General features: G+C 72.3%; 10 protein-coding genes. 4 read left to right on the top strand and 6 right to left on the bottom strand.

The window, feature by feature from the left end; all coding sequences use genetic code 11:
- Positions 1 to 220 precede the first annotated feature (220 nt).
- From IM697_RS00310 to IM697_RS00300, 3 genes are all read left to right on the top strand, one after another.
- Complete coding sequence (locus tag IM697_RS00310; RefSeq protein WP_194043537.1) at positions 221 to 1,651, top strand: hypothetical protein; 1,431 nt, start codon at positions 221 to 223, stop codon at positions 1,649 to 1,651.
- Positions 1,652 to 1,733: 82 nt separating this feature from the next.
- Positions 1,734 to 2,960 carry an AAA family ATPase gene (locus tag IM697_RS00305; protein ID WP_194043535.1) on the top strand — a complete coding sequence of 409 codons (1,227 nt, stop codon included), beginning with the start codon at positions 1,734 to 1,736 and terminating at the stop codon, positions 2,958 to 2,960.
- Positions 2,957 to 4,243 carry a vWA domain-containing protein gene (locus IM697_RS00300; RefSeq protein WP_228044445.1) on the top strand — a complete coding sequence of 429 codons (1,287 nt, stop codon included), beginning with the start codon at positions 2,957 to 2,959 and terminating at the stop codon, positions 4,241 to 4,243. The genes IM697_RS00305 and IM697_RS00300 overlap by 4 nt, the downstream gene beginning before the upstream one ends.
- A gap of 24 nt (positions 4,244 to 4,267) precedes the next feature.
- Here IM697_RS00300 and IM697_RS00295 read toward each other — a convergent pair whose 3' ends face one another.
- From IM697_RS00295 to IM697_RS00280, 4 genes are all read right to left on the bottom strand, one after another.
- Entirely contained in the window at positions 4,268 to 5,374 is a 1,107-nt protein-coding gene (locus tag IM697_RS00295; protein WP_194043533.1) for an SPFH domain-containing protein, read from the bottom strand.
- A gap of 71 nt (positions 5,375 to 5,445) precedes the next feature.
- Positions 5,446 to 5,883, bottom strand: a complete 438-nt coding sequence (locus IM697_RS00290; RefSeq protein ID WP_194043531.1) for an NfeD family protein — start codon at positions 5,881 to 5,883, stop codon at positions 5,446 to 5,448.
- 146 nt (positions 5,884 to 6,029) lie between these two features.
- Positions 6,030 to 7,274, bottom strand: a complete 1,245-nt coding sequence (locus IM697_RS00285; RefSeq protein ID WP_194043529.1) for a sensor histidine kinase — start codon at positions 7,272 to 7,274, stop codon at positions 6,030 to 6,032.
- Between the two features lie 115 nt (positions 7,275 to 7,389).
- Entirely contained in the window at positions 7,390 to 9,600 is a 2,211-nt protein-coding gene (locus IM697_RS00280; RefSeq protein WP_194043527.1) for an MMPL family transporter, read from the bottom strand.
- Between the two features lie 320 nt (positions 9,601 to 9,920).
- Between IM697_RS00280 and IM697_RS00275 the strand changes: the two genes are divergently transcribed.
- Positions 9,921 to 10,934, top strand: coding sequence for a phosphotransferase family protein (locus IM697_RS00275; protein WP_194043525.1), 1,014 nt, complete (start codon positions 9,921 to 9,923; stop codon positions 10,932 to 10,934).
- A gap of 294 nt (positions 10,935 to 11,228) precedes the next feature.
- Here IM697_RS00275 and IM697_RS00270 read toward each other — a convergent pair whose 3' ends face one another.
- Positions 11,229 to 11,864, bottom strand: coding sequence for a hypothetical protein (locus tag IM697_RS00270; protein WP_194043524.1), 636 nt, complete (start codon positions 11,862 to 11,864; stop codon positions 11,229 to 11,231).
- On the bottom strand, positions 11,792 to 12,136 hold the full coding sequence (locus tag IM697_RS00265) for a hypothetical protein (protein WP_194043523.1): 345 nt from the start codon (positions 12,134 to 12,136) through the stop codon (positions 11,792 to 11,794). The genes IM697_RS00270 and IM697_RS00265 overlap by 73 nt, the downstream gene beginning before the upstream one ends.
- Between the last annotated feature and the right edge of the window lie 239 nt (positions 12,137 to 12,375).

The following is a 12,375-nucleotide window of genomic DNA, read 5'->3' as shown; positions in this document are numbered from 1 at the left end:
GCGCTTCCGGGGGGACCGGTGGTGGTGGTGCGGGCGGGATGGCACGGGGAGTCCTTACGCGGTTCGGTGAGAGCTGGCCATGTGTCAGTGGTCGCCGCGAGCCGAAAGGTTGCCGGGAGAAAATGCCTCGCGGGGCTGCGCGCGCGGCGTTACGCTCGTGCGCGATGACGACTCACTCTGCTGACAGATTGGGGGTCCCGTCCGCGCAAGGTGAGTGCTGATGGGCACTCGGTTCGCGAACGGGGATTCCCGGCTCTCCGAGCTCTCCTTCTGGCCGCGCGTGCGCGAGTTCGCCGTGCCGGCCTCCATGATCGAGACCGCGACCGCTCGTCGGGTCGCGGGGGACTGGGCGGGGGCGTGTGCCGCCGCCGGTGTCGATGTCGATCTGAATCTGCGGTCGCTGGCGCGGGATCACGGGCGGGAAGTCGCCGGCCGGGTGCGCGACGATCTTCGGTGTCTCGCTCCCGATCTGCTGCGCTGGCACATGCCTCGGATCGCGCCCGACGGGCTGCTGCGTCCTGGCCTGACCCTCGCCCTCGCCCGGTACGGCGGTGCCGGGCACGGGCGTGGACAGCCGCTGTATCTCGTGGTGCGGACCCCGCCCGCCTGGGCGGACGCCGGGCAGCGGATCAGCCTTGCGGTGTGGGGTGGCGGGCGGCCGGTGACTGCCGGCGCCCCTGCGCCTCGTGGGCATCCCCATCCGCGGCCCAGCCGGCGGTTCCGGCTCGATCTGCACCGGCATCTGTGGGATGCGGAGAGGGCCGGTGAGCTGCGCGTACGGGTCGGATGCGGGTTCTCCGCCGACGGCCTGCCCGGTCTGACCTCGCCGTACGGACCTCGCTGTGCCGTCGGCCGGTGGGGCGAGGAGGCGCGGCTGCTGCTTCGTGCCGAAGGGCGTTCCTCCGGGGGCGTCGTCGTACGGCTGGAGGGACGGCGGCGGATTCTGCTGGACGTGGGCGGGGAGGGCGTGCGGATCGTGGAGTGCGTCGACCGGACGGCCGCCTCCGCTCTGCCCTTGCTTCCCGACGCCGCCACCTGGGTGCCGCCCGATCTGGAGTTGCTGCGGGCCGGGGCGGTCGACGTCGGCCGGCTGCATCCGCTGGTCGCCTCCGCGCTCGTACCGGAGCGCTCCGCGCCGACGCGGCACCCGCCCGCGGACTCGGCCGGGGCGCCTCGGGTCGTCGAATGCCGGGGCGCCCGGCATCGGATCGGGCTGGTCGGCGGCGTACTGGCGCCGCTCGACCACGAACCCGAGGAGATCCGGCGCGAGGAACTCCTCGCCGCCCTGACCGGCACCCCGCTGCCCTGCCTCCAGGCCATCGACGACGCCCACCGGCATCCCCAATGCCTGCCCGACGTACGTGAACGGCTCTCGCACGGTGACTTCGCCGGTGCGCTGGCCGTCGTCGAGGGGCTGCTCGGGCCGGACGCGGTGCTGCGTGACGGGGCGTTGCGGGAGGAGCTGGAGACGGTCGCGCGGCGGCGTATCACCTACGGGCTCTTCCGGGCCGGGCTGATCGGGCCCGGGCCGGGGAGCGTCCGGTACGACGGGCGTGGCGATCGCGGTCGGCCGTCCCGTGGTGGTCGTGGTAGTCGCGGTCGCCGTACCTCCGACAACCCCGCGCGCCCGCGGCACGCGACCTTCTTCTGATCCACTTCCCGCCCCGCGCCCAGCGGTCTTCTTCCGCTCCCCCTCCCCCACCCCACCCTCACACAACCCAAGGTGATCACACATGCCCACACACGCCCTCCCCGCCACCCAACTCGACGTGGCCGCCGACCTGTTGGCCCTCCTCCGCGACACCACCACCGAACCCCGACCCGATCCCCAACTGGAAGCCCTCACCCTCGCCGTCGCCGCCGATCTGCCCGTCCTGCTCTGGGGGGAGCCCGGGATCGGCAAGACCGCCTCGCTCACGCAGCTCGCCGCCGCGCTGGACCTTCCCCTGACCACCGTGATCGCCAGCGTTCATGAACCGTCCGACTTCTCGGGGCTACCGGTCGTGGGGGACGACCCCGCCGAACAGGGGGTGCCGATGGCTCCGCCCGACTGGGCCGTGCGGCTGGTGAAGGCCGGGCGGGGGCTGCTGTTCCTGGACGAGTTGTCGACCGCGCCGCCTGCCGTGCAGGCCGCGTTGTTGCGGGTGGTGCTGGAGCGGCGGATCGGGGCACTGCGGCTGCCGGCGGGGGTGCGGATCGTGGCCGCCGCCAATCCGCGGTCCTCGGCGGCCGACGGCTGGGAGCTGAGCGCGCCGCTGGCCAACCGGTTCGTGCATCTGCAATGGGCCCACGACCACGAGGTCGTCGTCCGCGGACTCGCCGGGACCTGGCCCCGGGCGACCCTGCCGCGGCTCGATCCGGAACAGCTGCCGCAGGCCGTGGAGTTCGCGCGGCGTGCGGTCGGCGGACTGCTCTCGGGGCGGCCGGGGCTTGTGCACCGGCTGCCGAGCGGGGAGGCGCGGCGGGGCGGGCCCTGGCCGTCGCCGCGGAGCTGGGAGATGACGCAGTGCCTGGTCGCCTTCGCCACAGCGGCGGGGGCCTCGCGGGACGTGCTGTCGCTGCTGGTCAGGGGGACGGTCGGGGACGGTCCGGGGCTGGAGCTGCTGGCCTGCGTGGACCGGATGGAGCTGCCGGATCCCGAGGTGCTGCTCGCCGACCCGGCCGGGGCCGAGCTGCCCGAGCGGGGCGATCTGCGGCAGGCCGCGCTGGACGGGGTCGTGGAGGCGGTGCGGGCGCGTCCGGACAAGGAGCGTTGGGACGCGGCCTGGGCCTTGCTGGTACGGGCCCTGGAGACCGGCGCGCCCGATCTCGTCGTCGTACCGGCGAGCACGCTCGCCTCGCTGCGGGCGGCGGACTGGGACGTTCCGGCGTCGATCGAGCGGCTCGCCGGGGTCGTGTCGCTGTCGCGGCGGGCGGACCGGGCGGCGGCCACCGTGAAGGCGGGGGTGGGCGGCCGGTGATCCACGGGCGTGACGAGATCGCCCTCGACCGCGACAAGCTGTTCTCCGCCCGTCTGCACGCCGCCCGCTGCCGTCCCTACCTGGCGACCGCCCTGTTCGCCCTGCACGTCGTGGAGTCGCGGCGGGTGCCGACGATGGCCGTCGACCGGCACTGGCGGTGCTATGTGTCGCCGGTGTTCGTGGCGCGGACGCCGGTGGCGGAGCTGGCCGGGGTGTGGGTGCACGAGGTGTCGCACCTGCTGCGCGATCATCACGGGCGCAGCGACCGGGTGGCGCGCGAGCGTGGCCTGACCGGGCCGGGGGAGCGGCTGCGGATGAACATCGCCGCGGACTGCGAGATCAACGACGACGTGTACGGGGACGGGCTGGTGCGGCCCGCGGGGGCCGTCGTACCGGAGACCCTGCTGCTGAACGACGGCGAGCTGATGGAGGACTATCTGCGGCAGTTCCGGCTGGGGCCACGGATACAGGAGCTGGCCTGGCTGGACTGCGGAAGCGGGGCCGACGGGCTGGAGCGCGAGTGGGATCTCGGGCCGGACGGTGCGCACGGGCTGAGCGCGCGGGAACGGGACGCCGTACGGTTCCGGGTCGCGCAGGGCATCACCGGGCGCCCGGGGGACGCCCCCGACGGGTGGCGGCGGTGGGCGGAGGAGGTGTTCCATCCGCCGCAGCCCTGGCGGGAGTTGCTGGGGGCGGCGGTGCGCTCGGCCGTGTCCGGTCCGGGGGTGGGCGAGGACTATACGTACGGCCGTCTCTCCCGCCGTTCGGCCTCCGTGCCCGGCGCCGTCCTGCCGAGCCTGCGGCGCCGGCCGCCGCACGTCTGCGTGGTGATCGACACCTCCGGCTCGGTGAGCGACGCCGAGCTGGGCAGCGCGCTGCTGGAGGTCGCCGCGATCTCCCGTGCCGTGGGCGGGCGCCGTGACCTGGTGAGCGTGGTGCCGTGCGACGCGGCGGCCGGGGGTGTGCACCGGGTGTGCGGTGCCGAGGGGATCGCGCTGGTCGGGGGCGGCGGTACGGATCTGCGGGCGGGCTTCGACCGGGCGCTGCGGATGCGGCCACGGCCCGACGTCGTGGTCGCCCTGACGGACGGGCAGACACCGTGGCCGGGCTCCCGGCCGCCGTGCCGGACGGTGGTGGGGCTGTTCCCCCGGTTTCCGCGCTCGTCCCGGCGGGCGGCCGGTGGCTCGCGGGACGAGGACGGCGCCGAGTACGTGCCGGACACGCCGCCGGCCTGGGCACGGGTGGTGGAGCTCGGGGCGGGGACGGCCGGGGGCCGGACCTGACGGCCGGGGCCCCCGGGGGCGGGCTCAGTCGGTGGACGGCTGCTCCCGGCGTGGCACCTGGGAGGACATCGCCGCCTGGGCCTCGGCCTTGGCGTCGCTCACCGCGGCGGCGGCCTGCTTCTCGGCCTCGTCGGCGGCGGCCTGCGCGGCGTCGAGCGAACCTGCCGAGCCCGCACCCAGCTCCGGAACCCGGCTCTCGGGCGCCGTCTCGTCGGCGGTGGCCGCCTCCGCGGGCTGCGCGGGCGTGGGAGCACCCGCGGTCGACTGGTCACCGAACGCGCTGGTGACCGTCCGGACCGCCTCGGTCAGCTCACCCGGGATCACCCAGAACGTGTTGTTGTCGCTGCTCGCCAGGTGCGGGAGGGTCTCGAGGTACTTGTAGGCCAGGACCTTCGGGTCGGCGTTGTTGCGATGGACGGCCTGGAAGACCAGTTCCACCGCCTTCGCCTCGCCGTCCGCCCGCAGGATCATGGCCTGCTGGGTGCCCTGTGCCTCCAGGATGTCCTTCTGCTTCGTGCCCTCCGCGGTGAGGATCTTGGCCTGCCGCTCACCTTCGGCGTGGAGGATGGCCGCGCGCTTGTCCCGCTCGGCCCGCATCTGCTTCTCCATCGCCTCCTTGATGGTGTGCGGTGGGTCGATGGCCTTGATCTCGACGCGGTTGACCCGGATGCCCCACTTGCCGGTGGCGTCGTCGAGCACGGCACGCAGCCGGGAGTTGATCTCCTCACGCGAGGTGAGCGTCTCCTCCAGGTCCATGGAGCCGATGACGTTGCGCAGCGTGGTCACCGTGAGCTGGTCGATCGCCTGGAGGTAGTCGGCGACCTCGTACGCCGCCGCCCGTGGGTCGGTGATCTGGTAGTAGAGCACGGTGTCGATGTTCACCACGAGGTTGTCCTCGGTGATCACCGGCCTGGGGTCGGAGGAATAGACCTGCTCGCGCACGTCGAGTTTGGTGTTGATGCGGTCCGCCACCGGCAGGACCAGGTTCAGGCCGGGCTGCAGCGTGCGGCGGTACCGGCCGAACCGCTCGATGTTGTAGCGGCGCGCCTGCGGGACGATCCGCACCGTGGAGGCCACGAGGAAGATGACCACAAGGGCCGCCACAAGGGCGAGGATGCCAACTGGATCCACAGTGCCTCCGTTGCTGTGTGTTCAGAGCTATGCGTTCGGCGCTATGTGTTCGGCGCTATGTGTTCAGCCGTTCATGGCAGAAGCTCGCGGGGGTAGACGATGGCCGTGGCGCCCTCGATCTCCATCACGTCCACCAGCGCCCCCACCGGTATCACCAGGGTCTCGTCGAAGGCGCGGGCGGACCACTCCTCGCCGGAGAGCTTGATCAGGCCGTGGCTCGCGGTGACCTCCTGCATGACCTCCGCCCGCTTGCCGATCAGCGCATCACTGCCCTCGCGCGTGATCGGCTGCTGTTCCATGTGCCGCATCGCGATGGGACGGACCACGAGAAGACCGGCCGCCGCCGCCACTCCGAGGGCCACGAGCTGGCCGAGAACGCCGACGCCCACCCCGGCCACCACGGCGGCCACCACCGCGGCGCCCGCCAGCAACCCGAAGACCAGTGTCAGTGTGAAGAACTCCGCGGCACCCAGCGCCCCGGCGATGAGCAGCCATACGAACCACGCCATCGAATCGCCCTCCCTCAGGGGCCTTCTCCCCCAAGATACGTCTCGGAAGGCCGGGCAGACAGACACGTGACGGGGCTTCCCGATCGTCGAGGGTCCGTCGTGATCGGCGCACGCGCCGCCTTCTCCGCCCGCCTCAGAGCGCCGCCTCAGAGCGCCGCGTCCTCCGCCGCGCCGTACGGCTGCAGCGGCAGCGCGGTCGTGACCTCGAAGCCTCCCTCGGGGCGGGGGCCCGCGCTCAGTTCACCGCCGACCGACTGGGCGCGTTCGCGCATGCCCATGACGCCGTAGCCACGGCACTCCACCGTCCCGGGAGCGGCGGCGCGGGTGGCGGCGGGACCGTCGTTGGTGACCGTGATCAGCAGCCGGGAGCCCGAGAAGGCGAGCCGTACGCACGCGGATTCCGCGGTGGCGTGCTTGGTGACGTTGGTGAGCGCCTCCTGCACGATGCGGAACGCGGTCAGGTCCACGCCCGGGGACAGCGGCTGTGGCTCCCCCTCCGTGGTGACCTTGACGGTGACCCCCGCGGACGCGCACGACGAGACCAGCTCGGGCAGCCGGGCGAGGCCGGGCGAGGGCTCCAGCGGGGCGGAGTCCGCGTCGCCGCTGCGCCGCAGCAGCCCCAGCGTGGCCTTCAGCTCGCGCAGCGCGGCGGACGTCGTGCCGTTCAGGTCGGTGAGGATCCGCTGCGTCTGCTCCGGGTTGCTGAGCGCCAGGTGGGCGGCCGTACCGGCCTGGGCGTTGGCCAGGGCCAGGTGATGGGCGACGACGTCGTGCAGCTCACGGGCGATGCGCATGCGCTCCTCGGTGACCCGGAGCCGCGCCTCCTCCTCCCGGGTGCGCTCGGCGTGCTCGGCGCGGGCCTGCACCGCCGTCAGGTACGCGCGGCGCAGCCGGGTCATGTTGCCGGCGGCCAGCGGCAGCAGCAGCCAGAAGAACGGGCCGATCGTCCTGAGCAGCAGCGACACATGGTCCATGGAGTCGGAGATCGCCGCCGCGATGATCACCGCCACCATGGTGGCGAGGCCGTAGACGCGGGTGCCCCTGCGGTCGGTGACCACGGCCAGCCAGTACAGCGCCGCCATGACGGGTGCCAGCAGCAGCGGGGTGAGCAGATATCCCAGCCCGATCACGACCACGGTGCACACCGCGTTCACGATCACGGCGAGGCGCGGGTGGCTGCGGTGCTTCAGCAGCGCGAGACAGGCCACGCCCATCAGCGCGGTGGCGGTCCGGTCCTGGTCCGGCGGTTCGGCGCCGGGCAGGGTGAGCATGCTGCCGAGGGTCGCGCAGCCCATCAGCGGTATGACGAGCGCCAAATCGACGAGGAAGGGGTGGCGGCCCGCGAACTCGTCGAGTCGGTCCGCGTAGCGCCGCTCCGGGCTGGTGCTCATCGTGCTCTCCGGTCGGTGGGCTGGGTCCATGGTGGACGCCTACGGGTGCGAACGGCCGACGGGACCGCCCGTGTCCTTCGTCACGGGCGGTCCCGGTGGGGGCGGGGCGGGAGGATCAGGTGCGCGCCACTTCCAGGTCGGCCGCCTCGGCGGGGGCCGGATCCGCCTCCGTCCGCCGGCTGAGCGCCTCGCCCTCCACGTCGACGCGCGGCAGGATCCGGTCCAGCCACTTCGGCAGCCACCAGGCCCGGTCGCCGAGCAGCGCCAGCACGGCCGGCACGATCGCCATCCGTACGACGAAGGCGTCGAGCAGCACGGCGGAGGCGAGCCCGAACCCGATCATCTTGATCATGGAGTCGCTCTCCCCGATGAACCCGGCGAACACCGCGATCATGATCAGCGCGGCGGCCACGACCACGCGGGCGCTGTGCCGGAACCCCGAGACCACCGCCTGCGCGGACCGCTCCCCATGGACGTACGCCTCCCGCATCCGCGAGACGAGGAAGACCTCGTAGTCCATGGCGAGCCCGAAGACGATGCCCACCAGGAAGATCGGCATCAGGCTCATGATCGGCCCGGTCTGCTCCACGCCCAGCAGTTCGGCGCCGTGCCCCTGCTGGAAGACCACGACGACCGCGCCGAGGGAGGCCAGCACCGACAGCAGGAAGCCGAGGGCCGCCTTGAGCGGGACGAGCACGGACCGGAAGACCACCAGCAGCAGCACGACCGCGAGGCCCACCACGACGATCAGATACGGCACCAGCGCGGCCTGCACCTTGTCGGAGATGTCGATGTTCAGGGCCGTGGTGCCGGTGACCTCGTACGTGGCCCCGGTCTCGGCCTCGACCCCGTTCCGCTCGCCGCGGATGACGCTCACCAGGTCCTTGGTCTTCTCGTCGGTCGGCGCGGTGGACGGCACGACGGAGAAGACGGCGGTGTCACCGGCCTCGTTGAAGCGGGCCGGAGAGACGGACACGACTCCCTCGGTGTTGCCGATCCCCTCGGTGATCGTGGTGACGGCCCCCTTCGGATCGGCGTCGCCCTTGGCGTCCACGACGACGGTCAGCGGCCCGTTGAAGCCCGGCCCGAAGGCGTCGGCGAGCGCGTCGTAGGCCCGCCGCTCGGTGGTGGACGTCGACTTCGCCTCGTCACCGGGCATGCCGAGCTGCAGCCCCGTCATCGGCACGGCGAGCGCCCCGAGCCCCAGGACGCCGAGGAGCAGCACGGGCAGGGGCCGCCGCAGCACGAACCGCGCCCACCGGGTGCCCCCGTTGTCGCCACCGCTCTTCTCCATACGGCCGCTCCTGCGGGCCCGGCGGGCGAGGACGGCGTTGGGCCAGAAGCCGAGGAGGGCGGGAACCAGCGTGAGCGCGACGAGCACGGCGACGACGACGGCGCCCGCGGCGGCCAGCCCCATCTTGGTGAGCATCGGGATGCCGACGACCGACAGCCCGGCGAGCGCGATGACGACGGTGAGCCCGGCGAACACGACCGCCGACCCGGCCGTGCCGACCGCCATCCCGGTCGCCTCCCGCGGCGTACGCCCGTTGGTGCGCTCCTCGCGGTAGCGCGAGACGACGAACAGCGCGTAGTCGATGCCGACGGCCAGGCCCAGCATCATCGCGAGGGTGCCGGTGGTGGTGGACAGCCCGAGCGCGGAGGACAGGGCGAGGATCGTGGCCATGCTGACCCCGACGCCGATCACGGCGGTCAGCAGCGGCAGCCCCGCGGCGGCGAGGGAGCCGAAGGTGACGAGGAGGACGACGGCGGCGATCGCGACGCCGATCACCTCGGCGGCCCCGCCCGGTCCGCCGTCCTCGGCCATCGCGTTCCCGCCGGCCTCGACGGCCAGCCCGGAGTCCCGGGCCCCGTCGATGGTCCGCTCGAGCTGGGCCCTGCTGGCATCGGTGAGGTCGCTGGCGCCGACCTCGTACGTGACGGTCGAGTACGCCGTCGTACCGTCCTCGCTCACCGCCTTGGCCCGGAACGGATCGACGACGGACGCCACCTGCGAGCCGTCGCCCAGCTCGGCCACGGCCTCCTCGACGGCCCTCTTGTTCTCGCCGGCGGTCACCTTCTCACCGCCCGGCGCGACGAAGACGACCCGCGCGGTCGCACCGTCCGCCGTCACTCCGGGGAAGCGCTCGTCCATCAGGTCGAACGCCTTCTGCGACTCGATGCCCGGCATGGAGAACTCCTCGTCGGAGGCTCCCGGGGCCTTCAGGGCACCCAGCCCGACGGCGGCCAGCACGGCCGCCCAGACCAGGGCGACGTACCAGCGCCGCCGGAAGGCCAGACGGCCCACTCGATACAGGAAAGTAGCCACGGCAGGGGGTCTCCACATCTGGGACTCGAACGTGTGCCCAGGCTCTCGGGGACGGGGGTGCCGTGTCGTCGTGCGGCTGCCGACATTCGCCGGTACTGAGAACGCAGTACGGAGCGGCCGGCAGATCAGCCGCTGGGACTACGGGAGCGGCGCGTGAAGTGCCGTTCAGCTCAGGGCTTCGGAGGGCTGGGGTTCAGAGGGCCGGTGCCGGGGCCCTTGACCGGGTCGGCAGCGACTCGCCACTGTGGGAGCGCTCCCGTGATCGCGTCCGTCACCACCTCCTTGCCGCCCCGCCGCCCCGCCGCCCGAAAGCGTGCCCCATGCAGAGCCGGACCAAGCGCCACCTGTCTCCCGCGGACCTCGACGCCCTGCTCCGCGATTCCGCGGGCATCGGATGCCGTCTGGAGTCCGAGCTGACCGACGGCTGGTTCAACACGGCCTACCGCGTCCTCCTCGACGACGGCCGCCCCGCCGTAGTGAAGCTCGCCCCGCCGCCCGAAGCCGCGGTCCTGCGCTACGAGCGCGGCATCCTCGCGACCGAGGCCATGGTCTACCGCCGCATCGCGAAGCTGCCGGACGGGGACGTCCCGACCCCCGAACTCCTCCACGCCGACGAGGACTTCCTCGCGGTCTCCGTCCTGGACGGCACCCCGTGGGACAAGGCGGCCGACCGCCTGCCGCCGTCCACCGCGAGGGAACTGCGCCGCCAACTGGGCGCCGCCGTCGCCCGGCTGCACACCCTGACCGCCGAGGACGGCCGTTTCGGCTACCCGGCCGCCGAGTCCGCGCTGTCCGCCCCGGACTGGAGGACGGCCTTCACCGCCATGGTCGACGCGCTCCTCGACGACGCCGCGCGCTGGCAGTCACCGCTGGGCGCGACGCCCGCTGACATCCGGACCCTGGTGTCCGAGGGCGGACACGCCCTGGACGAGGTCACCGAGCCCCGGCTGGTCCACTACGACCTGTGGCCGGGCAACATCTTCATCGAGGAGACGGAGGCGTCGGATTGCGCAAGCGGCCGCCGGCGACCCCGCATCACCGGACTCATCGACCACGAACGAGCCTTCTGGGGCGACCCCGCCGCCGAACTGGTCTCCCTCGCCATGGGCGGCGACACCGGCCCCGACAGCGACCTGGCCACCGGCTACACCGAGGCCGGCGGCACCCTCGACTTCACCAGCCCCACCTTCCAGCACCGCCTGGCCCTGTACCACCTGTACCTGGGCCTCATCCTGGTGGTGGAGTGCGGGCCACGCGGCTACGACGGCGGTCACCTTGCGTACTGCCGGCGCGTCCTTGCCGACGGTGTGGCTCGGGTGCGGGGGTTGGGGTAGGCGGGGGCAGGCTGGGGGAGGGCACCCATAGCTGACGGCGAGACGCACCGACAGTCCGTGAGCTGGTACGCCGGAGCTTGTGACTGGCCGTCAGTGCGACTACGTGGACGCCATGCTGGGTGAGCGACTCGTCGACGTACTCGCATCACGCGCACGCTTTCCAACTGTGGTGGGGACGGCCCCGGTCTCGCCTGAACGGCCGTGAACCGCGCTGAATGAGACGGAAGCCGAGACGGCGGCACGGTCCTATGCTGCTTCCCAGCTGAGGCGGCCTTCCCGACGGTCGGGGCTCAGCTAGGCGTATCCGTAGCCATGGGCGAAGTTCAGAAAGTACTGCTCGTCGAGGTCGGTGCCTGCCAGACAGAAGTAGAAGCGCCACGGTGCCTTGACTCCTGCCCAGTCGGGGTAGGCGGGTCGCCCCCCGAGGTAGTTGTCGACGTCGACGACGCCATGCAGCTCCAGGTTCCGCTCCACCTCGTCCGGAACCGGCGTCAGTTCGACCCGGAACTCGACAGGCACCAACTTCTCCTCGGGGCCGAACCGCCACAGGGAGCGCCCCTTTGTCCCCGCCGGCCCAATGGCCGCAAACTCCGGTATCCGGCCACCAGGCTGAATGAGCAGAACGGCTTCGCCGTCTTCTGGGTCCACACCACCGGTCTCGTAGTCGTCGTACGACAGGAAGAGATACGCCATGCGTCGCTCCTCACTGGCCTCCACAGGGACAGGGAACTGCCCAATGAAGTCCAGCGGCTCCCGGGTACCGGGGTGCACTGGCCAGCAGGGCTCATCCAGCCATACGGGGTCGCCGCCCAGCTTGGCGACGGGTTTGGTGATGGGCTCTTCAACAGCGTGGAACGTCATCTCCAACCGGGGCAGGTACTCGGCGTCATATGGGCCTTCGGCCCCCTCCACAGGACGTGGCAGCAGCATGTCCGGACTGTAGCCATCGGCTCCGACAGAGCAGACTGGATGACCGGCCCCTGCGCCCGCCGCACCACATCCATGATCTGCTGGTAGTCCGCGGGCAGGACCGCCTCGTCCATACAGCGCTCGCGCTGCGGCACCAGCAGCGCCGCACGGCCCGCGACCTGCCCGGCAGCCTGCGTCGGCGTCGCTTCCCGTTCCGTTTTGGCGTGCAGCTGCTCGGCCAGCCGACGCGCGACCCGCTCGGCGACGGCGAGTTCCTCCAGCTCGTCGCGCACCTCTTCAAGCTGCTGGCTTAACTTCTCTGCCTGCGCCTCAGCTCGGCCCTACGGGCCGTGATCATCTCACGAAGGCCCGGTCCTGCGTCTCTGGCCACCTGACGCACCTCCCGCCCGGATCGTACGGACGGGCACCCGCGCACGCCGGGGAAACCGAGGATCCGTGATCACCGAAGCGACAGATCTTGCGCTCCGGCAACCGCCCGTGACCAACACGAGGACACGGTCTGCGACTCACA

Origin of the sequence: Streptomyces ferrugineus (genome assembly GCF_015160855.1) — a bacterium.
GTDB classification, from domain to species: domain Bacteria; phylum Actinomycetota; class Actinomycetes; order Streptomycetales; family Streptomycetaceae; genus Streptomyces; species Streptomyces ferrugineus.
The sequence above is the reverse complement of the archived record's forward strand: the minus strand, read 5'-3'. Positions and strand labels throughout refer to the sequence as shown.